Genomic DNA, 25,411 nt, shown 5'->3' with positions numbered 1-25,411 from the left:
TAGCGCCGACTTATATCTGGACACCCCATGACACCCAACGCAGAACTCTATAACCCTTCAACCGAATACGCCGACAAACTGATCTCGCGCATCGGGCAAACCCCCTCGTGGATCGCCAAGCGTATCGGTGTGACTGACAAACGTATTCGCTACATTCTTGATGGTGAAAGGACCGTCAAGGGCGAAACCACGCCGATTCAGATGACCTATACCGAGCAGTTTGCACTGGAGTGCCTTGTGGCCGAGGCTATCGCGCTGAAGATGTAGGGCACGCCTGCTATCAAGCATTGCCCTTGAATTTGAGGTTTCTGATAATCACGCCCTCAAATAACTCAAGCAAGGAAACGCAGTGAAAGGAAGCCTTCTGGTGGTTGCGTTGCTTGCACTGTTGATGCAAGGCTGTGGCGTGACCATGACGCGTTACGAGTCAAGTTTCGATAACGTCCAGAAGCTCAAGTAAAACCCTCCCCTTCAACCGATCCGTCAGACTCAGGTCAGCGCCGCGGCAGGTCAGGATTCTCTGCAAGTGCGGGGTAATCCTGTGACATCCCCTAGCGGCAGCATCACGCAAGACATCCAAGACGGTGGCGCTTTACTGCGCCGAGCAAGGATTGAAAGTTCGATGCAACTCTATCCACCCGGCCGCCATCCTCACCCCCATGTGGGAGCCCATGCTGGGTGCTGATGCGGGTCGTGAAGAGCGAATGGCTGCACTCGTTCGACACACTCCACTCAGAAGATTTGGCATGCCCGAAGAAGTGGCGGCTGTGGCCCTGTTATTGGCCACCGATGAGGCTACATACATTACCGGCAGTGAGTTCAACATTGATGGAGGTCTGCTGGCAGGGTCGGCAGCGACGCCAGTGGTATTGGATGACAGCGAAACTTGAACACTGCCGCACGAATGGCTGTAACGGGTCGATAACTGCCCCTTACGACAGACAGCAATCAGCCAGAAGCTGCCCATCATTTGCTTCGACTGCTACTCTCTGCGGTCTCTGGACTAAATGCTGCTTATCGTGACAAAGCAACCAGCGTAACCACGCTCCTCAAGGTGCCTTATGAGTTTGATACCCGAACTGAACAGCGAAGCTCACGTGCTGATATGCGGAGCCAGCCGAGGTATCGGTTTGGCACTGTGCGCGGCTTTGCTTGCTCGCGATGATGTGGCTCAGGTATGGGCGGTAGCGCGAGAAGCCAGCACTTCCCTGGAACTGACAAAGCTTGCAGAGCAATATGGCGACCGCCTGAAACGGGTCAACTGCGACGCGCGCAATGAGCAATCCCTTGAAGCACTCGCGAGCGAGATACTTGAAGGATGTGATCATCTGCACCTTGTCATCAGTACGCTAGGCATTCTTCATCAGGACGGCGCAAGAGCAGAAAAGGGTCTGGCACAATTGACCCTTGCGGGCATGCAAGCAAGCTTTGTGACCAATACGTTTGCTCCAATCCTTTTGCTCAAATACCTGCTCCCGTTATTGCGCAAACAACCATCTACCTTCGCGGCGCTCTCTGCCAGAGTCGGCTCTATCGGCGATAATCGATTGGGCGGCTGGTACAGCTACAGAGCCAGCAAAGCCGCGCTCAACCAGTTGCTGCACACAGCCAGTATCGAATTGAAACGCCTGAATCCTGCTTCCACTGTTCTGGCAATACACCCAGGCACGACGGACACGGATCTGTCTCAGCCATTCCAGGCGAACGTGCCTGATGGCCAACTGTTCGAACCGGCGTTCTCGGCGGATCGCATTATTGAGCTGGTAGGAGTACATGGACCAGCCGACAGCGGGTCCTTCTGGGCGTGGGACGACAAACCTATTGTCTGGTGACTTATGTCGCTCGCGAAAACAGGATCGCTGCCGGCCTGACCTGCCTATTTGAGCGGCTGGTTTGGCCCATAGTCATAGTGTGTAAAAACGCTGTCCTTGGCGGAGTTTTACAAGGCCAAGATGTATTGCCGGTCGCCAGGATTAGATTGATTCCAAAAGGATGAAAATGACGTTGACTGTCGAGAAGTTTGCCAGGATAGCAATGGCCAATCCGATAAACGCTGAAATCATCTCACGCTTGCCTTCACTCGGTTTGAATCAATGCATGCTCACTGCTGGCTGCCTGTTCCAAGCATTCTGGAATCATCAGGCTCGCCTGCCGTCAGCCTGGGGGGTGAAGGATTACGACGTTTTTTACTTCGACAATGATCTGTCCTGGGAGGCCGAGAATAAGGTCATCGGCTCTGTTCAGCGTCTCTTCCAGGATCTCGAAGTTAACATTGAGATCAAGAATCAGGCTCGCGTTCACCTGTGGTACAACCAGCGGTTTGGCGGGGATTATCCTCAGCTTCATTCTGCTAAAGAAGGGATTGATCGCTACCTGATTGCCGGTACCTGCATTGGTTGGGATGTTGAAACTGGCGAAGTCTATGCTCCCAATGGCCTGGCAGACACCGAGCAAGGGCTACTTCGTATCAATCCAAAGAATCCCAAGCCGGATATGTTCGATCAGAAGGCGAAAAGTTATCAAGCTCGCTGGCCTTGGCTCAGGATCGTAGATCCGCAAAGTTGAATCGGAACGCGCGGAGTATGCCGATGAACGAATTTATTGGGCTACAGACGCCGCTTCTTCCGGCATGCCAAATCTTCTGAGCAGAGTGTCTCGAACGAATGCGGACTCTTGCCGAGGTACCCGGCGGATGGTTTTAAATTATGCCGGGAGCGGCCCATGCATTCGGTAGGCGTCGATCAGGGTATCGAAAAGCGAGATGTCTGACCTGCTTCTTGCGATGAGCTGGGCGCCCGCCACAGCAGAAAAAATAGCTCGCGCGCGCGCGTCGCTATCAACTGGCTCGCAGACGTGTGCGGCGACAAGTAGCTTACTCAACCAGTCAACATTGACCTCTGTGAATGCTTGTATCTCCTGGGACATTTCGGTGGGTAAATTATCGGTTTCAGCCCCCACGAAACTGCACAGGCACAGGCGATTTCCAGCTTCAAGCGAGCGCCGAAAAATTTCGGGGAAACGATGAAGTGCTTCGACAGGATTCGGAGTTTGCTCAGAGATAGTTTCGAGCGCAGCTGCACCGTCTTCCCAGTACCGTTTGGCAACAGCGACACCCAAATCGGCCTTGCTGGAAAAGTGGTAATAAATACTGGCTGGCTTAATGCCGACCTCATGAGCAAGATCGCGAAAATTCAGTCCGTTGTAACCCTGTGACTGGGCGATGTTCCTGGCGGCCATGAGTATGGCCTCTCGGGCGTTGGTGCTCATTGTCGTGCCTTTCGCACTTCGGGCGAGTTTCGAGGAAGCCGGGCATGGTAAAGCAAAAAAACTAACATTTGTCAGGTAGGCAAGATCGGGCTGCAAAAAGTATCTACCTGACGTCTGCATGGCTGGCAAACGTCGAGCGCGCCCAAAGTATTTACGCCGAGACTGCCATCCAGCCGCTGTCTCGACGATTGCTCAGTGTTTAACGAGCGGACATTACACAGTGGGAGAATCCAGTTCTGGTATACCGCTGCTGCGATCAGCATAAGCAGCCTGAAAGCCTGGCCGTTTCTGCCAGCGTTTCCAGTAAGCGTCCAGATGTTCGAAACGCTCATCCAGAGGGGTAGCGTTGACGGGGAACTTGGAGAATGCGATGGCGGTAGCCAGCGTTATATCGGAAAACGTGGGCTCAGTGCCGCCGAGCAGCCATTCGCGACCATCAGACAAATGACGATTAACCAGTGCCGCGTGTGTAAGCGCCTCCTTGCGGCAGTGCTCACCCCACGCCTCATTCTTGGTCAGTTCGAGCTTGAATCCGAGTCCTGTGTGCAATACGTGGAAAGCCGTAACAATCCGATAGAGGATATGCACCCATATGCGGTTATCCCACATATTGTCGAGTCCCTGCTCAAGGGCCCCATCGCCCATGATCTTGCGACCAGGGTAGGACTGATCGAGAAAACGAGCGATTGCCGGGGTTTCGGAAATATAGCCACCATCGGCTAGCTGGAGAGTTGGTGTTTCACCCCATGGATTCATGTTCAGGTGACGCCAGCCGCGCTGCTCGCCTCCCGGGGCCATGTCATAGATGATTTCATCAAACTGGTCGGCGATGCCTTTTTCATGAATGAATAAGCGCAGTCGCTGGGGATTGGGGAAAGCCGAAGGGGACGTAAACAGCTGCAATTTCGAATTCATGGGCATACCTTGGAGTGAGAAAAATCTACCTAACGGTTGTTAGTTAGGTAAACCATAGGATGATAAGTGGCCTGCGTCAATAGGCCACCTAACATTTGTTAGGTAGCCGCGAGCGCCGCATTAGCTGCAGCGCGTGCTTTCGCCCCGGTCAGAGCGCCCTGCCCATCGACCTTAGACGCTGACGTTTCATACAACGCTTGTAGCCAGCTTAGACGCCTCTGTCAGCGCTGCAGCAAAATTGGCATCTGCAGTTGCAGGATCCGCAAGCGTTGCTTCTGACAGGACCGCATCAATGGTCGTGATGCCCACCATCCGCGCCCAGGTTCTGATGTACGCGACCTGATGATCGTAAGCTTCAGTAGGGAAGTCTTCCCCAAGCGCCACACCGCGGGTGGCGAACACCACTACCTGCTTGCCTTTAAGAAGACCTCGCATGCCTTGGGCGTCGAACTCGAACAGCACGCCACGCTGGGAAACTACGTCAATCAAATGCTTGAGCCGGTAAGGGATACCGAAATTCCACATAGGCACGCTAAAGAGGATGACGTCGGCCAGATGGAAACGCTCGCTCAATGCATGTATCTGCTTCCACACCGCCTGTTGTTCAGGGCTCATTTGCAAGCCTTGGAGGTCCGCGTACTTCGCATTCAGGGCAGGACCGTCGAACGGCAACAGCTCTGTCGTCCAGACATCCAGAACATCTATGGTAGCGCCGGGATGAAGCGAGGTTAGCGTCTCAAGATAGCGCGAGGCCAATTTCAGGGAGGCTGAGCGCTCCCCGCGTGGAGAACTGGCGATGTGAAGAATATGCATCGATTTCATTCCTGTTGGGGGACAGCCGCAGAAGTAACTTAATTTAGTCCATCAGGCGGTCGCTGATGTTCCCGGTGGTAATGCGGAGATATCTGGAAGTCTGCCGCTGACCGAAAGCGACGCGGCGACTTCGTCAGACCGCATTCACGAATGCTTGCTGTCTGTTTCAGGCGCCTTAAATTCAAACCTGAGTGAGTGATTTTTTACAAAATCGGCTAAAGCTGTAATCGATAATCCACAAAAATGTACGACTTTGGATGGTATTAACAGCAGACTGCTCAACGCTGGCAGTTACTTATGGAGTAAAAAATTGCGGACCTACATCACAGGTGCCTCATGTGCCGGCGTGACGACGCTGGGTCATACCCTCGCCTCCTTGCTCAGCCTTCGTCATCTAGACGTGGATGACTTCTATTGGCTGCCTACCGACCCACCTTTTACAACCAAACGCGCGCCCAGTGAGCGCGTGGCCCTGATTCAGCAAAGCCAAGAGGAAGACAACTGGGTACTGACCGGATCCTGTATGGGTTGGGGAGATGCATTAATTAACAACGCCGACGTGATTGTGTTTGTCGCAACGCCAACACACGTTCGCCTTGAAAGATTAGCAGCGCGTGAAAAGAAGCGCTTTGGAGACCGGATCGCGCCAGGTGGCGACATGCATGAGATTCATCTGGCCTTCCGGGAATGGGCATCGAAGTATGACGACCCGACTTTTTCAGGACGCAACAGGGCGTGGCACGAGGCGTGGCTGTCCAGGCAAACAGTTCCAATTATTAGAGTTGATGGGTTGAGCAGTGCTGAAAAGATGGCAGCGGATGTTATTCAGGCTTTGTCAAAAGTATTGCCATAGCTAGAAACTGGAAAAGGAAAAGCACGACTTTCAGCACACGTTCGTAATATGCGTTTTGACTCATAAGCGGTAACGCTTTGCGCCAGTCGCATGGCCGGCATGAGCTTGCGGACCAGGCATTTCTCCGCGTGTTCTATGACGCTGGTGGTAAAAGCGACGGCGCTGATCACGCAGAGATCGAGGTCCGGGAGTCGTCGACTATCGGCAAGCCGCTTACCAGACCCGAGCGCGTACCACTTGATCAAACAAAAAACCGCTCTTTCAACGGCACTAGCGCCGCACCAATAGCCGCTGCATCTCCATTGGTCTCACTCAGCAATAACTGCGGCCGAGGCGGTGGCGAGTTGTAGCGGTGGGTGCCCCAGAACGTTGTAGCGGCAATCAGGCGCCTGCCCAGTTCAGGTGGCAACTGCCCGCCAAACACCACGGCCTGAGGGTCAAACAGCCCTGCCAGTGCGTTGACCAGACGGTCGAGGGTTGGCTGGATGCGTTTCAGCCAGTTGTCCACGCCTGGCCAGTAGGGATCGAAGCGCAAGCGCAGGTCTTCGATTGAGTCGACCTGCACGCCGTTCTGGTGCAACTCTTCCAGCAGGTAGCGCAACGCCGGGCGGTTTACCGACTCTTCATCGTTGTACAGGGTGATCTCCCCTGCGTTGCCGTGACTGCCAAAATACGGTTTGCCGTTGATGACCACGCCTGCGCCGAAGCCGAAGTTGAACGACAGGTAGATGAAGTTGGACGCCCAGGCCCCTGCCCCCACGAGGCTTTCGCCGATGGCCGCTGTAGTGGCGTTGTTTTCCAGCCAGACCGGCATGCCGAAGCGCTCTTCGAGGACTGGCTGCAAGTCTATCAATGACCAGTCACGCAGCGGTTCGGGGGCATTGACCTGGCGGTTCTGGAGGAAGAAACCGGCGATGGCAAAGCCAATTCCGATGACACGCTCAGCGTCGATACCATTGCGTTGCAGCATGCGCTCGATGGTTTTTTCCAGCGAATCCAGCGTGCTGTTGCGACTCAACGGTGGCGTACGCAGGGTGACTTGCTCCAAGACGTTGCAGCCAAGATCGGCAACGCAGACCACCGCCGAGTCAGTGTTGATCGACACGCCGATTGCGTACACCGCTTCATTGACCAGTTCGATACGCGGGCTGGGCTGACCGCGACCGTTCTTCACACGTTCGCCACTGCGCAGCAGACCTCGGCTGATCAGTTCTTCGATCAGACGATGAACCGACTGCTGAGCCAGATCCATTTCGGTCGATACGATAGCGCGGGTGATGGCGCCACGCCGCCGAAGGATGTCCAGCAACTTGCGCTCGTTGAGGCTCAATAGCGGGTGCGGCTGCGTTTGAAGGTCGAGGGGCATGAGGGTCAACGTGTCAGAAGAGGGTTAAAACTGTCGGCGTGTGGGGCAGTGTATCGCTCGTCGCCGATTACACGCCTCAATCATGAAAATTTAATAAAAACCACGCAGGTCACAAATACTACACACTACCTGTATTAAATAACACTCAGATCCTGTGAGTGTCCTCATGCCTTTCATCCATAAAATTCTATCCGTGCTGGCTCTGCTGCCCCTCGCCGCCCAGACCTGTGCTGCGCCAGCCGAATTCTGGTACAGCCACGGTGGTGCGGCCGGTAGCGCCATCGCTGACCTGTGCAAACGTTTCAATGCACAGCATGAAGAAGGCGATCGCCTGCACTGTATCCGCCAGGGAACCTACGAGCAGACGTTACAAAAAACCGTAGCGGCTTATCGAGCGGGCATTGGTCCCGCTCTGGTGGAGATTTATGACGTAGCCACGCCGGACATGCTGCTGGGTGGCGCCACGCAGCCTGTCGAAACCATGATGGCCGAACATCAGAGAGCCTATTCGACCGACACGTTTCTGCCTGCGCTGCGCCGCTACTACGCAGACGATAGCGGCGCTCTGGCAGCACAGCCTTTCGCTGTGTCGACCGCCGTGCTGTACACCCATCGCCACGCGTTGGCCGCAGCAGGCATTCAACAGCCGCCCGCCACTTGGGAAGCATTTGCCACGGCCCTGCGTGCCCTGAAGAAAAATGGTCATGCCTGCCCTGTCGCCACCGAGTTCGCGTCGTGGATCTGGCTGGAGCAAACCAGCGCAGCGCAGGGTACTGATGTCGCGATACGTGTCGACGGAACGGATCGTTACCAGTTCGATAAAGGCACGCATTTGCGCCTGATGAATGACCTTGCTCAATGGACTGCCGAAGGGCTGGTTAGATACGAGGACTCAACCCGTAGTGGCCAGCAGGCGCTGGCGTTCGCCACTGACGATTGCGCCATGCTGATTGATTCCACGGGCGCCTGGAATGTTGTAAGCAGCACGCTCAAATCCGATATCGACGTCACAGCGCTACCGGTCTATGCGAATAGCCAGCGGCGCGCCAACGTTCCCGGAGGTTCCTCGTTGTGGGTGATGCGTGGGCATTCTGTTCAGGATGACCAGTTGGTAGCGCAATTCCTGACGTTCTTACTGCAACCGGAAAACCAATTGATGTTCAGCGCCCGGACCGGCTACTTGCCAGTCACTCAGGCTGCAGCGGCGACGCTGCAATCCACTGCACAGCAACCGTCGGCGGTGACGGTCGGCCTGGCTGCACTCAATGACATTGACGGCCAGCCATCTACCCCGCTGCGCTGCGGCTTCATCACGCTGATGCGCCTGATCTGGTCGCAGGAGATGGAAAACGCACTCGCAGGCCGACAAAGCGTTGATCACGCGCTGCACCAGTCAACCCTGCGCGCCAACGAGTTGCTCAGTCTGTTTCAACAGATGCACCAGAGCCAGGCCAGCCACCCGACTGACGAGGCGACGCCATGAAGCCGACCGCACACTTTCCTCAGCCACGTACAGCGCTGCTGTTTGCCCTGCCGCAACTGCTGGCGCTCGGGCTGTTTTTCTACTGGCCTGCGGTGCAGGCGGTCTGGTGGTCGTTTCACCTTGTACCGCCCTTCGGAGGCAACGAGGTATTTGTCGGCCTGAGCAATTATTGGCGTGTACTGAAAGACCCCGGCGTGCTCGCATCGTTGGGCTCGACGCTGGTGTTCAGCCTGTCGAGTGTGGTGCTTTCGATCCTCATCGCGTTGGTGCTTGCGCTGTGCCTTGAGCTGAAACTGCGCGGCAACGCTGTGTTTCGTAACCTGCTGATCTGGCCCTACGCAGTGTCGGGCGCCACCATCGGCATTGTCTTTCACGTGCTGGCCAACCCGGTTATGGGCATTTTTGCCTGGCTCAACGCAATCGCTCCCGGCACTTGGGCGCCCTACGCCAGCCCGATGCAAAGCATGCTGTTGTTGATCGTGGCCTATGCGTGGTGCCTGGTGCCGTTCAATTTCGTGATGCTGGTCGCAAGCCTGAAATCAGTACCCGACGATTACCTTGCCGCTGCGGCACTGGACGGTGCAGGCCCGTTCCGGCGCATGCTCGATATTCAGTTGCCACTGATAGCGCCCTATCTGCTGTTCGTGTTCGTCATCGACCTGCTGGAAAGCCTGTCCAACAGCTTCGGCCTGGTCGACACCCTTACCCACGGCGGGCCTGGCGATGCCACCAACGTGCTGGCTTACAAGATTTACACCGACGGTTTCATGGGGCTGGACCTGGCAGGTTCATCCGCGCTTTCGGTGCTCATGCTGTTGACGGTCGTAGGGCTGAGCGTTGCCCAGTTCAAGCTCATGACGCGCCTCAAGCGACGCGGGGTGAAAACATGAACGAGCGCAACCGGCTGCTCGACGCAGGCGCCTACCTGCTGCTGATTCTGGGGCTGATATTCGCGCTGGGGCCTCTGTACCTGGCGTTCTGCTCGGCGACGGTCAGCAATTCGCAATTGTTCAGCCAAGGGCTGGCAGTGATACCTGGCGACCAATTGCTGACAAATCTTGCGCAAGTGACACAGCGGCTGGACTTGCTGCGTTTGCTCGGCAACAGCCTGCTGGTCGCCACACTCGTGGTAATCGGCAAGCTGACGCTCTCGGCGCTGACCGCCTTTGCGGTGGTGTACTTTCGCAGCCGCTACACCTCGGTGATTTTCTTCGCCGTACTGGGCGCGTTGTTGCTGCCGCTGGAGGTGCGCATCATCCCGACTTACTCGGTCGCCAGTGATTTGCTCGGCCCAGTGCGCAGCGTATTGCAATGGCTGGGCATCCAGTGGCTCCCGGTGCCGACCATCAATCTGCTGGACAGCTACCCCGGCCTGGCGCTGCCGCTGATTGCATCGGCTACCGGTACCTTTCTGTTTCGACAGTTCTACCAGACGCTGCCCGCCGAACTGGTCGAAGCCGCGCGAATGGATGGCGCAGGGCCGTGGCGTTTTTTCGTCGACATTCTGCTGCCACTGTCCAAAACCAACTTCGCAGCGCTGGGCACGCTGGTGTTTATCGGTGCCTGGAAAGACTACCTGTGGCCGCTGGTTGCGACCAATCGTGAGGACATGCGCACACTGGTACTGGGTGTCGCCAGCTTCCTGCCAACCGACAATACGCAAATCCCCGAATGGAACCTGCTGATGGCCGCCGCTGTAGTCAGCATGCTGCCACCAGTCCTCGTCATCGCGCTCATGCAGCGATGGTTCGTCAAAGGCTTGATTGGAGTCGGTAAATGACCGCCCTCACCCCCATTGCATGCGCTCCGGCTATCGTTCTCAGCGGCCTGCATAAGACATACGGTGCGGAGCCTGTTCTTCACGGTCTGGACCTGACCTTCAAGGCGGGTGAACTGAGCGTCATTCTTGGCCCGTCCGGCTGCGGCAAGTCCACACTGCTGCGCCTGATTGCCGGTCTGGAAGAGGTTAGCCAAGGGCAGGTCATGATGGGTGGCCGCGATGTCACCCGGCTTGCGCCCAAAGAACGCCGCTGCGCGATGGTTTTTCAGAACTACGCGCTTTACCCGCACATGAGCGTGGCCCAAAACATAGGCTACGCGCTGAAGCTTGAAGGCGTTTCACGCAAGGACCGGGATGAGCGCATTCAAGCCTGCGCCGCTTCGCTGGGGTTGCTGGACCTGCTGCAACGCAAGCCCGGAGAGCTTTCAGGGGGTCAGCGCCAGCGTGTGGCCATAGGACGGGCGTTGATTCGCAAGCCGCCGGTGCTGCTGTTCGACGAACCACTGTGCAATCTGGACAGCGCCTTGCGTCACGAAACACGTCTGCTGATCCGTAACGTGCATCAACAGACCGGTGCCACGATCCTTTATGTCACTCACGACCAGACCGAAGCCATGACGCTCGCAGATCGCGTGATGATTCTCAACCGGGGACACATCGAGCAGGTGGGCACGCCCGCCGATATTTACGATCAGCCGGCCAGCACCTTTGTCGCCGGTTTCATCGGTACGCCGCCCATGAACCTGCTGCCCGTGACCTGTCATCACGACAACGTGCTGATGCTCGCAGACGGGCAACGCCTGCCCGTCAAACTCGGCTTTGCCACCAACCACGTGGGCAAATGGCTGCTCGGGCTGCGGCCTGAAACACTCACGCTGAACCAGGAAGGTGTCACGGCGACGGTCGAGTCCTCTGAAAACCTCGGCAGCCACAGCCTGCTCTATTGCCAACTGGCCGGGACACGCTGCGTTGTCAGCCTTGCCGGGCGTCAGCAGTTGATGCCTGGCACCCAGGTCCGACTGGGGCTCAATGCCACACCCTTGCTGTTCGATGTCGAGAGTGGCAAGCGCCAGCTCGTCTCCTTTTCCCAACCCGCCAAGTGATCGTCCATGCCCAAACACGCTCCCCTCGTCCGCTCGCCGCTGATCGCTCACCGCGGTGCCAAGGCCTACGCGCCGGAAAACACTTTGTTGGCCCTTGAGACAGCTGCGCAACGCGGCGCTCGCTGGGTCGAGATCGATGTCAAACTGACGCGCGACGGTCAGCCCGTTGTCATTCATGACGACCTGCTGGACAGAACCACCAACGGTCGCGGCGCTGTGGTGCTGCATGACCTGAATGCCATCCGCCAACTCGATGCAGGCAGCTGGTTCGCACCTGAATTCGCTGGCTTGCAGGTCCCCACTTTTGAAGAGGTCGTGAACTGCGCCTTACGCCTGAAGCTTGGCCTGCAGGTTGAACTCAAACCGACTATCGGTGATGACGTCGAGACAGCGGAAGTTGTCATGCCCATTCTCAAACGACTGTGGCCAGCCGACAACGAATCGCTATTTGTTTCCAGTTTTTCAGTACGCTCGCTCACGGCTGCTCGCCGTTTATGGGCCGACGTGCCACTGGCCATAGCTTCGGTAGTGGCGCCGGCCGATCCGGTCGCCCTGCTCGCCGAATATGACTGTCGAATACTTCATGTACTTGACGACATGCTCGATGACCATCACCTTGAGCGCCTGAAAAGCAGCGGCATCGAGTTCGCCGTTGCGACCATCAACAGCCCGGAGCGCGCGCGCTACCTGCTTGAACGCGGCGCGCAGTCAATACTCAGCGACTACCCGGACCTGCTGAGCCTGCCAAACGGAGACCGTCTGCAATGAACAACCGACTCAGCGTCGCCATGCAAGCCGTAGAAAAGGCCACTGGCCTGGCCATGGCTTACTTCAACGACCGCCATACGCTAGACGTCACCACCAAAAGCCCGCAAGACCTTGTCTCCCGTGCCGACTTTGAAGTGGAACAGTTGCTTCGCGCAGAACTGAGCAAGCATTTCCCGGACGACGCAATCCTCGGCGAAGAAATGGGCGGTGAATTCATCACCGACGGCTGGGTCATCGACCCCATCGACGGCACCGGCAACTACCTGCGCGGCACACCGCTGTGGGGCATCGCAGTCGCGTACATGTCGGCCGGCGTGCCGGAAATCGGCGTTGTCGCCTACCCGGCGCTGGGTTACACACTGGCAGCCCGCACTGGCGATGGCCTGCTGCGCAACGGCGTCCCTTTCGTGCGACCACAACCACCAGAGCACCTGCGCATTGCCGGCATAGGCGAAAACACCCGCTGGGACGCTGAAGAACTGGGCCGACTACAACTGACCTTGCGCCAACAAGGCTGGGGGCTCGCAGGCTATCGCTGCGCTACCATCGGCCTGGCCTTTGCCGCATTGGGGCAGACGGATGGGTACATGGAGAAATTCACCAGCCTGTGGGACATCGCCGCGGGTGCGGTAATTTGTCGTGAGGCAGGGTTGCTGTGTGAGATCGAGGGCGAACAGAAGCAAGGCTCGATGACCGTAATGGTCGGGCATGAAGAGTTGATGGGGATTTTTGGTGCGTAATGCGCCCTACCCGACGTAGTTTTCTGACAGTATTTCTGCGCCTGCTGGCCTGCGCGCCGTTCGTGGGCAGCAGGCTGCTGTCTGCTGCTGAAACCCTGACCCCCTTGCGTGAGCTCGCAGCCAAAAAAGGCATATGGACAGGTTTCGCTGTTGATCCGGCAAAGCTGAAAGACGATGCGGTCTACCGTGATCTGGTCGCCCGCCAAGCCAATATCCTGGTGCCCGAGAATGCCTTGAAATGGAACTCGATCCATCCAGAGCCGGAGCGCTATGACTTCACGCCTGCCGACACCATTGCAGCTTTTGCGAAAGCGCATGATCAGCGCATGCGCGGGCATGCATTCTGTTGGCATCGGTCTCTGCCCGACTGGGTTCATAGGACAGTCACATCAACCAATGCGGAAGATGTGCTGACTGCGCACATCACGACTGTCGCCAGTCATTACCGCGGCCTGATCAGCGCGTGGGACGTTGTCAATGAAGCCATCCAGCCAGAAGACGGCCAGCCAGGCGGGCTGCGCAACTCATTCTGGTATCAGCAACTCGGCCCCCGCTATCTGGATATCGCTTTTCAAGCAGCGCACAAAGCCGATCCGGACGCCCTGCTTTGCTACAACGACTATGGACTGGAAAAGGACACGCCCTACGGCGAAGGCAGACGCGCAGCGGTACTCGCCATGCTGCGTGGGCTCAAGCAGCGCGGCGTACCGGTGCATGGTCTTGGCATCCAGTCACACCTGCGTGCTGGAGACACATTTGGTCCGGGCCTGTCGCGCTTCATCCTGGCAGTTCGGGATATGGGCTTATCGGTCCACGTCACCGAACTGGACGTGGATGACAGCCGACTCACCGGCTCTGTCGCAGACCGTGATAACTAGGTTGCAGGAACCTACAAACGGTATCTCGACCTGATCCTTGCCACGCGGTCTGTATCTACCGTCATTGCCTGGGGCGTATGGGACAGCCCGCATGTTGCCGGAGCTACGCTGCACAATGGGCCATTGGCACAGCGAGCACTGGTATTCGGGCCGCAGGGCGAGGTGAAGCCCGCGAGTTGGGTGGTTGAGCATTGTCTGGAGCGAGCGCTGCCTGTTTCTGATTGATCGGCCACCGTTGGCGCGATCAAACAGCCGATGCCGGGAACGACCCGCTGCGCCTGCACGTCAGACCCTTATCGACTCACTGAAAGGTACAGCGTAATGGACAAGACGATCACCGTGGACCAACTGGCCACCACCGACCTCGATTCAATCAACGAAATATGGCTCGGAGGGACGCATACCCAGTTATGCCTGTGGCGTGGTGAACAGGTCTTCACCCACGACATGCTCAGCGAAGGTACCCACGATCAGAATACGCGGCGCCTGTGCCTGCAACTGGTAAACCCTGACGACAAAGCCGCCGTGGCCAGCGCCGAAGTTATCGTGCGCGAGCGTTTGGCAGAAATGGGCCGAGAGGGCGAATTTTACCCGGCCGAGAAAGTCGACACCCATCAATAATCGTTCTGGGCCTACCCCTTGGTAGCGTTGCACAGGGCAAAAAAAAACCTCTTGGCTTTACGGCGAAGAGGTTTTTTTAATGACTAAAGGTGATTATTCAGGCTTTTCCTGCCAGACAATCCATCGCCTTTGTGTCATCGATGTCAGCTATATCCTAGAACGGAATATCGTCATCAAAGCTGTCGAAATCAGCAGCTGGCTGCGGCGCTTGCTGTTGCGGCGCAGGACGCGAGTCGCGTTGCTGTGGCGGCTGCTGGTTGTAGTTTTGCTGAGGTGCGGACTGCTGCGGCGCCGATTGCTGGGGGCGCGACTGCTGTGGACGAGGTGCAGACTGGTTGTAGTTGCCGCCACCCTGGCCCTGTTGAGCGTCGCCCTGTGGACGGCCACCCAGCAGCTGCATGGTGCCTTGCATGTCTACGACGATTTCAGTGGTGTAGCGCTTGATGCCGTCTTTTTCCCACTCGCGGGTTTGCAGCTTGCCTTCGATGTACACCTGCGAACCCTTGCGCAGGTATTCGCCGGCGATTTCGGCAACCTTGCCGAACATCGAAACACGGTGCCATTCGGTCTTTTCGACCTTCTGGCCGGTCTGCTTGTCAGTCCATTGTTCGCTGGTTGCCAGACTCAGGTTGGTCACGGCGTTACCGTTAGGCAAGTAGCGAACTTCGGGATCCTGGCCGCATGTACCGACCAATATGACTTTGTTAACCCCACGGGCCATAACGTTCTCCTAGGCTTCGCACGCTTCTGATGCTGGGTTGACCAGCTTCTCGAGAGAGGCGCGATCCAATAATTTTGTGTCTAGTTTTATGTAGATGGCTGCCTCTTCAGCAACCACCACTGCATCTGTCACGCCGGCTACGGACATCAAACGCTCTGCCAGGCCTGCTTCACGCTGCGCTTGCGGCGACAACGGCAGACGTAGGCTGGTCACGTAAGGCGGTTCTCGCATGGTGACTGCGAAGACGAGCCAGACGGCGGCCATGGCTGCACCGCCAAGGAACACCACATCCAGACCACCGTGCTGGAACAACCAGCCGCCCAGTATCCCACCTGCGGCCGAACCAAGAAACTGGCTGGTTGAATAAACGCCCATCGCCGTGCCTTTTCCGCCGGCCGGTGAAACCTTGCTGATCAGCGACGGCAAGGACGCTTCCAGCAAATTAAATGCCGTGAAGAATACCACTGTTCCGATGACCAGTGCCCGCAACGTGTCTCCGAATGCCCAGAAGAATAGCTCAGCCAGCATCAAAACTGTCACGGCGCCGAGCAGAACACGCTTCATTTGACGTTTCTTTTCGCCATAGATGATGAACGGGATCATGGCGAAGAAAGAAACCAGCAAGGCGGTCAGGTACACCCACCAGTGCTCCTCCTTGGGCAAACCGGCTTTTTCGACCAAAGCCAGCGGCAACGCAACGAAGCTGGACATGAGCATGGCGTGCAACACGAAGATACCCAAATCCAGACGCAGCAGGTCCGGATGACGCAAGGTTGCCCCCAGAGCCTGCTTCGCAACCCCGGACTCTCGGTGGAGCAAGGGACCATTGGCCTTGGGCACAACGAAGGCGACGATCAGGATACCCAGCAGCGCCATGCCACCGGTTGCCAGGAACAGTCCCGATAAACCGAATGCGCCGGTGATCACCGGGCCGACGACCATCGCGATGGCAAAAGACAGACCGATGGTCATGCCGATAGTGGCCATTGCCTTGGTACGATGCTGCTCGCGAGTCAGGTCAGAAAGCAACGCCATGACGGCGGCAGAGATCGCGCCTGCGCCCTGCAGGACGCGCCCGGCGATAATCCCCCAGATGGAGTCGGCATTGGCCGCCACCACGCTGCCGATCGCGAAGATGATCAGCCCGAAATAAATGATCGGTCGTCGGCCGATCCGGTCGGAAAGTATTCCGAACGGGATCTGCAGCACCGCCTGGGTCAGGCCATAGGCGCCAATTGCCAGACCAATCAGTGCAGGACTCGCGCCCGCCAGGTCCATGCCATAGGTTGCCAGAACCGGCAAAACCATAAACATGCCAAGCATGCGGAACGCGAACACCAGGGCCAGACCGCCTGCTGCGCGGGTCTCGCCGCTACTCATACGCTCGCTGTGGGTGTCGTGCATGGAATAACCTCGTGTGAACCGGCGGCGATTCTACCAGTCCCATCGTTGTACAGCACATACGCGACGCTTTGCCGCGTAATGGCTCGGAGCCTTATACTCCGTCGTTTATGCCCGCCAAGCGAGGCCGCAGTGGACAAGATCCTGATACGTGGGGCACGAACCCACAACCTGAAAAATATTGACCTGACACTTCCCCGCGACAAACTGATCGTTATTACCGGGCTCTCCGGCTCAGGCAAGTCTTCACTGGCTTTCGATACGCTGTACGCCGAAGGGCAACGCCGCTACGTCGAGTCGCTGTCGGCCTACGCCCGGCAGTTTCTGTCGATGATGGAAAAACCGGACGTCGATACGATCGAAGGTTTGTCGCCCGCTATTTCCATCGAGCAGAAGTCCACGTCGCACAACCCGCGTTCGACCGTGGGCACCATTACCGAGATTTACGACTACCTGCGTCTTCTGTACGCGCGGGTCGGACAGCCTCGCTGCCCGGATCACGATATTCCGCTGGAAGCCCAGACTGTCAGCCAGATGGTCGACCTGGTGCTTACCCAGCCTGAGGGCAGCAAGCTGATGCTGCTGGCCCCGGTCATTCGCGAGCGCAAAGGTGAACACCTTTCAGTCTTCGAAGAACTTCGCGCGCAAGGGTTTGTTCGCGCTCGGGTCAACGGCAAGTTGTGTGAGCTGGATGAGCTGCCCAAGCTCGACAAGCAGAAGAAGCACTCCATCGATGTGGTGGTGGACCGCTTCAAGGTACGCGCAGATCTGCAGCAGCGTCTGGCCGAGTCTTTCGAGACGGCATTGAAGCTGGCAGACGGCATTGCGCTGGTCGCACCGATGGACGAGCCTGGCGAAGAAGTAATTTTCTCCGCGCGCTTCGCCTGCCCGATCTGTGGCCATGCGATCAGCGAGCTTGAACCCAAGCTGTTCTCCTTCAACAACCCGGCTGGCGCATGCCCGACCTGCGATGGTCTTGGCGTGAAGCAGTTCTTCGACATCAAGCGACTGGTCAACGCCGAACTGACGCTGGCCGAGGGCGCAATACGTGGTTGGGACAGGCGTAATGTCTATTACTTCCAGATGCTCGGCTCGTTGTCCAAGCACTATGGCTTCAGCCTGGAAGTGCCCTTCAAGGAAATTCCGACTGACATGCAGAAGATCCTGCTCAACGGCAGTGGATCGCAAAGTGTGGATTTCCGTTATCTGAATGACCGCGGCGATATCGTCAAACGTGCGCACCCGTTCGAAGGCATCGTGCCGAATCTGGAACGTCGTTACCGCGAAACCGAATCTGCGACCGTGCGCGAAGAGCTGGCCAAGTTTCTCGGTACTCAGCCATGCCCTGATTGCCGCGGCACTCGTCTGCGTCGCGAGGCGCGTCATGTGTGGGTAGGTGAAAAGACGTTGCCCGCAGTCACCAGTCTGCCGATTGGCGATGCCACGCATTATTTCGACACTTTGAAACTGACCGGACGACGCGGCGAAATTGCCGACAAGATCCTCAAGGAAATTCGCGAGCGCCTGCAGTTTCTGGTCAACGTCGGGCTGGACTATCTGACCCTGGATCGCAGCGCGGACACGCTGTCTGGCGGCGAAGCCCAGCGTATCCGTCTGGCCAGCCAGATCGGTGCGGGCCTGGTCGGGGTGATGTACATCCTCGATGAGCCTTCTATTGGCCTGCATCAGCGCGACAATGACCGACTGCTCGGTACGCTCAAGCACCTGCGTGATATCGGTAATACGGTGATTGTGGTCGAGCATGACGAAGATGCGATTCGTCTGGCCGATTACGTGGTCGATATCGGCCCTGGCGCCGGCGTGCATGGCGGCCATATCGTTGCACAAGGTACGCCGGACGAAGTGATGGCTCACCCGGATTCTCTGACAGGCAAATACCTGTCAGGCCGCGTGAAAATTGCAGTGCCAGCCAAACGCACGCCGCGCAACAAGAAGCTCTCGTTGACCCTCAAGGGCGCGCGCGGCAATAACCTGCAGAACGTCAATCTGGAAATCCCAATTGGCTTGCTGACCTGCGTGACGGGCGTTTCCGGTTCGGGCAAATCGACGCTGATCAACAACACGCTGTTCCCGCTCAGCGCGACAGCCCTTAACGGGGCAACAACGCTTGAAGCGGCTACTCACGACAGCATTAATGGCCTGCAGCATCTGGACAAGGTCGTGGACATCGACCAAAGCCCGATCGGTCGTACGCCGCGCTCTAACCCGGCGACCTATACCGGGTTGTTCACGCCTATTCGTGAGCTGTTCGCCGGCGTGCCGGAATCTCGCTCGCGAGGCTATGGTCCGGGTCGCTTCTCGTTCAACGTCAAGGGCGGGCGTTGCGAAGCGTGCCAGGGCGACGGCCTGATCAAGGTAGAGATGCACTTTTTGCCGGACATTTATGTGCCGTGTGACGTGTGCAAGAGCAAGCGATACAACCGCGAAACGCTTGAGGTCAAATACAAGGGCAAGAACATCCACGAAGTGCTGGAAATGACCATCGAAGAAGCGCGTGAATTCTTCGATGCGGTCCCTGCGCTGGCTCGCAAACTGCAAACCTTGATGGATGTAGGGCTTTCCTACATCAAGCTGGGGCAGTCGGCGACGACGCTGTCGGGTGGCGAGGCGCAGCGCGTCAAGCTGTCACGCGAGCTTTCCAAGCGTGACACGGGCAAGACGCTGTACATCCTCGACGAGCCGACGACAGGGCTGCACTTTGCCGATATTCAGCAGTTGCTCGATGTGCTGCATCGTCTGCGCGACCACGGCAACACGGTGGTGGTGATCGAACACAACCTGGATGTCATCAAAACAGCAGACTGGCTGGTGGACCTCGGTCCGGAAGGTGGCTCGAGAGGTGGCCAGATCATCGCAACCGGCACGCCTGAACAGGTTGCCGAGATGAAGCAGTCATACACAGGGCACTACCTCAAGCCTCTGTTGACCCGAGACAAAGCGTAGCGAATACGCTAATGAAGGACCTAGGTTCATTCAGGTCCGGAAACAAAAAAGCTCCTGTCACGTGCGTGCAGGAGCTTTTTTATGGGGCGTTGAATCAGAACTGGGATTGCAGGTAATTCTGCAGACCTATGGACTTGATCAGACCCATTTGCTGTTCGAGCCAGTAGGTATGGTCTTCTTCGGTGTCCGCCAACTGCACGCGCAGGATTTCACGGGTGACATAGTCGCCATGAAGCTCACAGAGCTCGATACCCTTGCACAGGGCGGCACGTACCTTGTATTCCAGACGAAGGTCGCTGGCGAGCATCTCAGGGACCGTCGTGCCCACATCCAGATCATCCGGACGCATGCGCGGCGTACCTTCCAGCATCAGGATACGACGCATCAACGCATCAGCGTGTTGTGCCTCTTCTTCCATCTCATGATTGATGCGCTCGTAGAGCTTGGAAAAGCCCCAGTCTTCGTACATGCGCGAGTGAACGAAATATTGGTCACGAGCCGCCAATTCGCCCGTGAGCAACGTGTTGAGATAATCGATTACTTCCGGGTGGCCTAACATCGCAACGAACTCCTGCTTCAAAGCCGATAGTTTGAACCAAGCGCCGCACGAGGTCATCCGAAAAAACGCAATAAACCGACAAAAAGCGGGGAAACTACGCCGTTCAGAAGCGAAAAACCGCCTAAATGAGGGCGGTTCTGTTTCTCACTTCGACTCAATCCGAGAATGGCAATACGGATGATTGGCACTGACATTTGGCTTTACTGAAATGCAGATAACAAAAAACCGGGCACTGGGCCCGGTCTTCTGTTCAAACTGGTGTCTTATTCAGCGGCTTCTACAGAGCCACCGACAGGACGATCAACCAACTCGACGTACGCCATAGGCGCGTTGTCGCCAGCGCGGAAACCGCACTTGAGGATACGCAGGTAGCCGCCCTGACGGGTTGCATAGCGTTTGCCCAGATCGTTGAACAGCTTGCCGACGATTTCTTTCGAACGAGTACGGTCGAAAGCCAGACGGCGGTTGGCAACGCTGTCTTCCTTGGCCAGGGTGATCAGCGGCTCGGCAACGCGGCGCAGTTCCTTGGCTTTCGGCAGGGTAGTTTTGATCAACTCGTGCTGGAACAGCGACACCGCCATGTTTTGAAACATGGCTTTGCGGTGAGAGCTGGTACGGCTCAGGTGACGTCCACTTTTACGATGACGCATGGTTCATTCCTTACCAAACTCGCGTTCGGTGATTACGACGATCAGGCCGTAGCCTTGTCGTCCTTCTTAAGACTTGCCGGCGGCCAGTTGTCGAGGCGCATGCCGAGGGAGAGACCACGAGAAGCCAGAACGTCCTTGATCTCGGTCAAGGATTTCTTGCCCAGGTTCGGAGTCTTCAACAACTCTACTTCGGTGCGCTGAATCAGGTCGCCGATGTAGTAGATGTTCTCCGCCTTAAGGCAGTTGGCCGAACGCACGGTCAGTTCCAAATCGTCAACCGGACGAAGCAGGATCGGATCGATCTCGTCTTCCTGTTCGATAACCACTGGTTCGCTGTCACCTTTGAGGTCGACGAACGCAGCCAACTGCTGTTGCAGAATGGTTGCAGCGCGACGGATTGCCTCTTCAGGGTCCAGAGTACCGTTGGTTTCCAGATCAATAACCAGCTTGTCCAGGTTAGTGCGCTGCTCGACACGGGCGTTTTCCACCACGTATGCGATACGGCGAACCGGGCTGAACGAGGAATCGAGCTGCAAGCGACCAATGCTGCGGCTTTCATCTTCATCGCTTTGACGCGAGTCTGCCGGTTCATAACCACGACCACGAGCTACGGTGAGCTTCATGTTCAAGACGCCGTTAGACGCCAGGTTAGCGATTACGTGATCGGGGTTAACGATCTCGACATCATGATCCAGCTGAATATCGGCAGCGGTAACCACCCCCGAACCCTTCTTCGACAAGGTCAGCGTAACTTCGTCTCGACCGTGCAGCTTGATAGCCAGACCTTTAAGGTTCAACAGGATTTCAATGACGTCTTCCTGTACACCTTCGATGGCGCTGTACTCATGGAGCACACCGTCAATCTCGGCCTCGACTACTGCACAGCCGGGCATGGAGGACAACAAAATGCGGCGAAGCGCGTTGCCCAGGGTATGGCCGAAACCACGCTCGAGAGGCTCGAGAGTGATTTTGGCGCGGGTTGGACTGACAACCTGCACATCAATATGGCGGGGTGTCAGGAACTCATTTACCGAAATCTGCATGGATGCACCTATTTTCTAGCCCTTACTTGGAGTAGAGCTCGACAATCAGGCTTTCGTTGATGTCGGCGGACAGATCACTGCGAGCTGGTACGTTCTTGAAAACGCCCGATTTCTTCTCAGTGTCTACTTCTACCCATTCTACGCGGCCACGTTGGGCACACAGATCGAGAGCCTGGACAATACGCAGCTGATTCTTAGCTTTTTCGCGGATAGCAACAACGTCGCCAGCACGAACCTGATAAGAAGGAACGTTAACGGTTTTGCCGTTTACGCTGACCGACTTGTGCGAAACCAATTGACGGGATTCGGCACGCGTCGAGCCGAAGCCCATGCGGTATACAACGTTGTCCAGACGGCATTCGAGCAGTTGCAGCAGGTTCTCGCCTGTTGCACCTTTCTTGCCGGCGGCTTCTTTGTAGTAGCCGCTGAACTGACGCTCGAGAACGCCGTAGATACGACGGACTTTTTGCTTTTCACGCAGCTGAGTACCGTAATCGGACTGGCGACCGCGGCGTTGGCCGTGGATACCTGGAGCTGCTTCGATGTTGCACTTGGATTCGATAGCGCGAACGCCGCTCTTCAAAAAGAGATCGGTGCCTTCACGACGAGCAAGTTTGCATTTTGGACCAATGTAACGAGCCATTTCTTACAGTCTCCTGGATTACACGCGGCGCTTCTTCGGCGGACGGCACCCGTTGTGCGGGATTGGCGTCACGTCGGTGATGCTGGCGATCTTATAGCCACAGCCGTTCAATGCACGGACAGCGGATTCACGACCTGGGCCTGGACCCTTGACATTGACGTCGAGGTTCTTCAGACCGTACTCCAGCGCAGCTTGACCAGCACGTTCAGCAGCTACTTGAGCAGCGAACGGGGTGGACTTGCGCGAACCACGGAAACCCGAACCGCCGGAGGTAGCCCACGAAAGAGCGTTACCTTGACGATCGGTAATGGTGACGATTGTGTTGTTAAACGACGCGTGGATGTGGGCGATGCCATCAACCACTGTCTTTTTAACTTTTTTACGAGGACGAGCAGCAGGTTTTGCCATGACTAAATTCCTGTCGTTGCGCTGGTGCGATTACTTGCGGATCGGCTTACGCGGACCTTTGCGAGTACGCGCGTTGGTCTTGGTACGCTGACCGCGTACTGGAAGACCCCGACGATGACGCAGACCGCGGTAGCAGCCCAAGTCCATCAAGCGCTTGATTTTCATGTTGATTTCGCGACGCAGGTCACCTTCAGTGGTGAACTTCGCCACTTCGCCACGCAGCTGTTCAATCTGCTCGTCGCTCAGATCTTTGATTTTCACCGCCGGGTTAACCCCGGTGGTTGCACAAATTTTCTGTGCAGTGGTGCGACCAACACCATAGATGTAGGTCAGCGAGATAACAGTATGCTTGTTATCTGGAATGTTAACGCCTGCAATACGGGCCATTCAGTGGGACTCCAATTGACAGCTACCTACGCCCCGGAAGCCAAGAAATAGGGCGCGAGATAATATCGCTGTAGTAACAAATAATCAACCCAGCAGCGCACTAGCTGCTGGGCTTAAGCACAAATCACAATCAGCCTTGGCGCTGCTTATGACGTGGTTCCGCGCTGCAAATTACTCGAACAACACCTTCGCGGCGAATAATCTTGCAGTTACGGCACAGCTTTTTCACCGATGCACGAACTTTCATCACCAACTCCTCGAACCTTAGGGGTGCTTCAGCGCAGCATACCGCCGCTGCCACCGTAGCCCTTCAGGTTGGCTTTCTTCATCAGGGATTCATACTGGTGCGAAACGAGGTGAGATTGCACTTGCGACATAAAGTCCATCACAACCACGACCACGATCAGCAACGAGGTCCCGCCAAGGTAGAACGGTACGTTTGCTGCGACCACCAGAAACTGGGGAAGCAGACACACGGCCGTCATATAGAGAGCACCGAACATGGTCAAGCGAGTCAAAACGCCATCAATATAGCGCGCTGACTGCTCGCCTGGACGAATACCCGGAATAAAGGCACCGGACTTCTTCAGGTTTTCCGCTACGTCTTTCGGATTGAACATCAACGCCGTATAGAAGAAGCAGAAGAAAATAATCCCTGCACTAAACAGCAGAATATTCAACGGCTGACCAGGAGCAATCGACTGCGAGATGTCCTGCAACCAGCCCAAACCTTCAGACTGACCAAACCAGGACCCCAACGAAGCCGGGAACAGCAAAATGCTGCTTGCGAAAATGGCTGGGATTACACCAGCCATGTTCACTTTCAGCGGCAAGTGGCTTGTCTGTGCAGCAAAGACCTTGCGGCCCTGCTGACGCTTGGCGTAGTGAACAGCAATACGACGCTGACCACGCTCAATGAACACCACAAAACCGATGATCGCTACTGCCAGCAAACCGATAGCAACCAGAGCGAAGATATTGATATCACCCTGACGTGCAGACTCGAAAGACTGCCCTATTGCTCTCGGAAGACCGGCGACGATACCTGCGAAGATCAACATCGAGATACCGTTGCCGACACCGCGCTCGGTAATCTGCTCGCCCAGCCACATCATGAACATCGCACCTGCCACGAAGGTGGTTACGGCGACAAAATGGAAACCCAGGTCCCCAGAAAACGCGACGCCCTGACTCGCCAGACCAACGGACATGCCGATAGCTTGGACCAGAGCCAGGACAACGGTGCCATAGCGGGTGTACTGGCTTATCTTGCGACGGCCAGCTTCACCTTCCTTCTTCAACTGCTCCAGTTGCGGGCTTACGGCTGTCATCAGCTGCATGATGATCGATGCCGAAATGTACGGCATGATACCCAGTGCAAAGATGCTCATCCGCTCCAGCGCGCCACCGGAAAACATGTTGAACAAGCTAAGAATGGTCCCCTCATTCTGTCGAAACAGTTCTGCGAGTCGATCAGGGTTGATACCTGGAACCGGGATGTGTGCGCCTATTCGGTAGACGATAATCGCCAGGAACAGAAAACGCAGACGAGCCCAGAGTTCAGACATACCGCCCTTGCCGAGCGCAGAGAGAGCACCTTGCTTAGCCATTTATTCCTCGAACTTGCCGCCAGCTGCTTCGATAGCCGCACGCGCACCTTTGGTGGCAGCGATACCTTTGATAGTGACAGCGCGAGTAACTTCGCCCGACAGCATGATTTTCACACGCTGAACGTTCTGGTTAATCACGTTGGCATCTTTCAGGGACTGCACAGTTACGATGTCGCCTTCCACTTTGGCCAGCTCGGACAAACGCACTTCTGCGCGGTCCATGGCTTTCAGGGAAACGAAACCGAATTTTGGCAGGCGACGATGCAGCGGCTGTTGGCCGCCCTCAAAGCCCGGAGCAATTGTGCCACCGGAGCGGGAGCTTTGACCTTTGTGGCCACGGCCACCGGTCTTGCCCAAACCACTACCGATACCACGGCCCGGACGATGCTTTTCGCGACGGGAACCCGGCGCTGGACTCAGATCATTGAGTTTCATCGA

Annotated in this window: 27 protein-coding genes and 3 pseudogenes; 15 read left to right on the top strand and 15 right to left on the bottom strand. The window is 56.6% G+C overall.

All coding sequences use genetic code 11. The features are described 5' to 3' along the window. Nucleotides 1–27: 27 nt before the first annotated feature. The 5 genes and pseudogenes from ALO43_RS19185 to ALO43_RS19165 all read left to right on the top strand — a co-directional run bounded on the left by ALO43_RS19185 (nt 28) and on the right by ALO43_RS19165 (nt 2,565). On the top strand, nt 28–267 hold the full coding sequence (locus ALO43_RS19185) for a hypothetical protein (protein WP_024691635.1): 240 nt from the start codon (nt 28–30) through the stop codon (nt 265–267). Between the two features lie 82 nt (nt 268–349). Then, nucleotides 350–583 (top strand): annotated as a pseudogene (locus tag ALO43_RS19180) (hypothetical protein); the annotation flags it as partial. Beyond that, nucleotides 558–890 (top strand): annotated as a pseudogene (locus ALO43_RS19175) (SDR family oxidoreductase); the annotation flags it as partial. The pseudogenes ALO43_RS19180 and ALO43_RS19175, both read left to right, overlap by 26 nt. Before the next feature lie 171 nt (nt 891–1,061). Next, nucleotides 1,062–1,832, top strand: coding sequence for an SDR family NAD(P)-dependent oxidoreductase (locus tag ALO43_RS19170; protein ID WP_024669013.1), 771 nt, complete (start codon nt 1,062–1,064; stop codon nt 1,830–1,832). Nucleotides 1,833–1,998: 166 nt separating this feature from the next. Continuing rightward, nucleotides 1,999–2,565 (top strand): nucleotidyltransferase family protein, encoded by a 567-nt coding sequence (locus ALO43_RS19165; protein WP_032619241.1) that lies wholly within the window; start codon nt 1,999–2,001, stop codon nt 2,563–2,565. Between the two features lie 138 nt (nt 2,566–2,703). On the opposite strand, the gene ALO43_RS19160 is transcribed toward ALO43_RS19165, so the two are convergent. From ALO43_RS19160 to ALO43_RS19150, 3 genes are all read right to left on the bottom strand, one after another. Then, the gene (locus ALO43_RS19160) at nt 2,704–3,267 is read right to left on the bottom strand and encodes a TetR/AcrR family transcriptional regulator (protein WP_005887136.1); all 564 of its coding nucleotides are present in this window, start codon (nt 3,265–3,267) and stop codon (nt 2,704–2,706) included. 213 nt (nt 3,268–3,480) lie between these two features. Then, a complete protein-coding gene (locus tag ALO43_RS19155) occupies nt 3,481–4,182 on the bottom strand; it encodes a glutathione S-transferase family protein (RefSeq protein WP_005887134.1) in 702 nt (233 codons plus the stop codon). Nucleotides 4,183–4,368: 186 nt separating this feature from the next. Further along, the gene (locus ALO43_RS19150) at nt 4,369–4,995 is read right to left on the bottom strand and encodes an FMN-dependent NADH-azoreductase (RefSeq protein WP_024669015.1); all 627 of its coding nucleotides are present in this window, start codon (nt 4,993–4,995) and stop codon (nt 4,369–4,371) included. 310 nt (nt 4,996–5,305) lie between these two features. On the opposite strand from ALO43_RS19150, the gene ALO43_RS19145 reads away from it, so the two are divergent. Beyond that, entirely contained in the window at nt 5,306–5,848 is a 543-nt protein-coding gene (locus ALO43_RS19145) for a P-loop NTPase family protein (RefSeq protein WP_024669016.1), read from the top strand. A gap of 241 nt (nt 5,849–6,089) precedes the next feature. Here the strand turns inward: ALO43_RS19145 and ALO43_RS19140 are convergent, their stop codons facing one another. Next, nucleotides 6,090–7,214 carry an ROK family transcriptional regulator gene (locus ALO43_RS19140; protein WP_005887129.1) on the bottom strand — a complete coding sequence of 375 codons (1,125 nt, stop codon included), beginning with the start codon at nt 7,212–7,214 and terminating at the stop codon, nt 6,090–6,092. Between the two features lie 166 nt (nt 7,215–7,380). Between ALO43_RS19140 and ALO43_RS19135 the strand changes: the two genes are divergently transcribed. From ALO43_RS19135 to ALO43_RS19100, 8 genes and pseudogenes are all read left to right on the top strand, one after another. Next, nucleotides 7,381–8,697, top strand: a complete 1,317-nt coding sequence (locus tag ALO43_RS19135) for an extracellular solute-binding protein (protein WP_054997920.1) — start codon at nt 7,381–7,383, stop codon at nt 8,695–8,697. After that, nucleotides 8,694–9,587, top strand: a complete 894-nt coding sequence (locus tag ALO43_RS19130; RefSeq protein WP_054997919.1) for a carbohydrate ABC transporter permease — start codon at nt 8,694–8,696, stop codon at nt 9,585–9,587. The genes ALO43_RS19135 and ALO43_RS19130 overlap by 4 nt, the downstream gene beginning before the upstream one ends. After that, nucleotides 9,584–10,477: an ABC transporter permease subunit gene (locus ALO43_RS19125; RefSeq protein ID WP_054997918.1), complete on the top strand. Its 894-nt coding sequence runs from the start codon at nt 9,584–9,586 to the stop codon at nt 10,475–10,477. Before ALO43_RS19130 ends, ALO43_RS19125 begins: the two co-directional genes overlap by 4 nt. Beyond that, nucleotides 10,474–11,580 (top strand): ABC transporter ATP-binding protein, encoded by a 1,107-nt coding sequence (locus ALO43_RS19120; RefSeq protein ID WP_053932313.1) that lies wholly within the window; start codon nt 10,474–10,476, stop codon nt 11,578–11,580. The genes ALO43_RS19125 and ALO43_RS19120 overlap by 4 nt, the downstream gene beginning before the upstream one ends. A gap of 6 nt (nt 11,581–11,586) precedes the next feature. Beyond that, the gene (locus tag ALO43_RS19115) at nt 11,587–12,348 is read left to right on the top strand and encodes a glycerophosphoryl diester phosphodiesterase (protein WP_054997917.1); all 762 of its coding nucleotides are present in this window, start codon (nt 11,587–11,589) and stop codon (nt 12,346–12,348) included. Continuing rightward, nucleotides 12,345–13,088, top strand: coding sequence for an inositol monophosphatase family protein (locus tag ALO43_RS19110; RefSeq protein ID WP_005887117.1), 744 nt, complete (start codon nt 12,345–12,347; stop codon nt 13,086–13,088). The genes ALO43_RS19115 and ALO43_RS19110 overlap by 4 nt, the downstream gene beginning before the upstream one ends. Continuing rightward, nucleotides 13,088–14,191, top strand: a pseudogene (locus ALO43_RS19105) (endo-1,4-beta-xylanase). Before ALO43_RS19110 ends, ALO43_RS19105 begins: the two are co-directional and overlap by 1 nt. A gap of 96 nt (nt 14,192–14,287) precedes the next feature. Further along, on the top strand, nt 14,288–14,587 hold the full coding sequence (locus tag ALO43_RS19100) for a hypothetical protein (protein ID WP_005887112.1): 300 nt from the start codon (nt 14,288–14,290) through the stop codon (nt 14,585–14,587). Nucleotides 14,588–14,741: 154 nt separating this feature from the next. On the opposite strand, the gene ALO43_RS19095 is transcribed toward ALO43_RS19100, so the two are convergent. Together ALO43_RS19095 and ALO43_RS19090 are read right to left on the bottom strand one after the other, a co-directional pair. Next, nucleotides 14,742–15,308 (bottom strand): single-stranded DNA-binding protein, encoded by a 567-nt coding sequence (locus ALO43_RS19095; protein WP_024691629.1) that lies wholly within the window; start codon nt 15,306–15,308, stop codon nt 14,742–14,744. Nucleotides 15,309–15,317: 9 nt separating this feature from the next. Beyond that, nucleotides 15,318–16,712 carry an MFS transporter gene (locus tag ALO43_RS19090; RefSeq protein WP_005887108.1) on the bottom strand — a complete coding sequence of 465 codons (1,395 nt, stop codon included), beginning with the start codon at nt 16,710–16,712 and terminating at the stop codon, nt 15,318–15,320. Between the two features lie 129 nt (nt 16,713–16,841). On the opposite strand from ALO43_RS19090, the gene uvrA reads away from it, so the two are divergent. Beyond that, nucleotides 16,842–19,673 carry an excinuclease ABC subunit UvrA gene (gene uvrA / locus ALO43_RS19085; protein ID WP_054997916.1) on the top strand — a complete coding sequence of 944 codons (2,832 nt, stop codon included), beginning with the start codon at nt 16,842–16,844 and terminating at the stop codon, nt 19,671–19,673. Between the two features lie 94 nt (nt 19,674–19,767). Here the strand turns inward: uvrA and bfr are convergent, their stop codons facing one another. The 9 genes from bfr to rplO form a co-directional block, all read right to left on the bottom strand. Continuing rightward, nucleotides 19,768–20,232 (bottom strand): bacterioferritin, encoded by a 465-nt coding sequence (gene bfr / locus ALO43_RS19080; protein ID WP_005887100.1) that lies wholly within the window; start codon nt 20,230–20,232, stop codon nt 19,768–19,770. 263 nt (nt 20,233–20,495) lie between these two features. Continuing rightward, the gene (rplQ, locus tag ALO43_RS19075) at nt 20,496–20,882 is read right to left on the bottom strand and encodes a 50S ribosomal protein L17 (RefSeq protein ID WP_005887099.1); all 387 of its coding nucleotides are present in this window, start codon (nt 20,880–20,882) and stop codon (nt 20,496–20,498) included. 41 nt (nt 20,883–20,923) lie between these two features. Next, nucleotides 20,924–21,925, bottom strand: a complete 1,002-nt coding sequence (locus ALO43_RS19070) for a DNA-directed RNA polymerase subunit alpha (RefSeq protein ID WP_002555464.1) — start codon at nt 21,923–21,925, stop codon at nt 20,924–20,926. 22 nt (nt 21,926–21,947) lie between these two features. After that, nucleotides 21,948–22,568 (bottom strand): 30S ribosomal protein S4, encoded by a 621-nt coding sequence (gene rpsD, locus ALO43_RS19065; protein ID WP_002555465.1) that lies wholly within the window; start codon nt 22,566–22,568, stop codon nt 21,948–21,950. Between the two features lie 18 nt (nt 22,569–22,586). Beyond that, entirely contained in the window at nt 22,587–22,976 is a 390-nt protein-coding gene (gene rpsK / locus ALO43_RS19060) for a 30S ribosomal protein S11 (protein WP_002555466.1), read from the bottom strand. 30 nt (nt 22,977–23,006) lie between these two features. Beyond that, the gene (gene rpsM, locus ALO43_RS19055) at nt 23,007–23,363 is read right to left on the bottom strand and encodes a 30S ribosomal protein S13 (protein WP_002555467.1); all 357 of its coding nucleotides are present in this window, start codon (nt 23,361–23,363) and stop codon (nt 23,007–23,009) included. 130 nt (nt 23,364–23,493) lie between these two features. Then, the gene (gene rpmJ / locus ALO43_RS29245) at nt 23,494–23,610 is read right to left on the bottom strand and encodes a 50S ribosomal protein L36 (RefSeq protein WP_002555468.1); all 117 of its coding nucleotides are present in this window, start codon (nt 23,608–23,610) and stop codon (nt 23,494–23,496) included. 28 nt (nt 23,611–23,638) lie between these two features. Continuing rightward, nucleotides 23,639–24,973 (bottom strand): preprotein translocase subunit SecY, encoded by a 1,335-nt coding sequence (gene secY / locus ALO43_RS19050; protein ID WP_002555469.1) that lies wholly within the window; start codon nt 24,971–24,973, stop codon nt 23,639–23,641. Beyond that, complete coding sequence (gene rplO / locus ALO43_RS19045) at nt 24,974–25,408, bottom strand: 50S ribosomal protein L15 (protein ID WP_002555470.1); 435 nt, start codon at nt 25,406–25,408, stop codon at nt 24,974–24,976. Nucleotides 25,409–25,411 lie beyond the last annotated feature (3 nt).

The organism is Pseudomonas tremae, from assembly GCF_001401155.1.
Taxonomy (GTDB): Bacteria; Pseudomonadota; Gammaproteobacteria; order Pseudomonadales; family Pseudomonadaceae; genus Aquipseudomonas; species Aquipseudomonas tremae.
The sequence above is the reverse complement of the archived record's forward strand: the minus strand, read 5'-3'. Positions and strand labels throughout refer to the sequence as shown.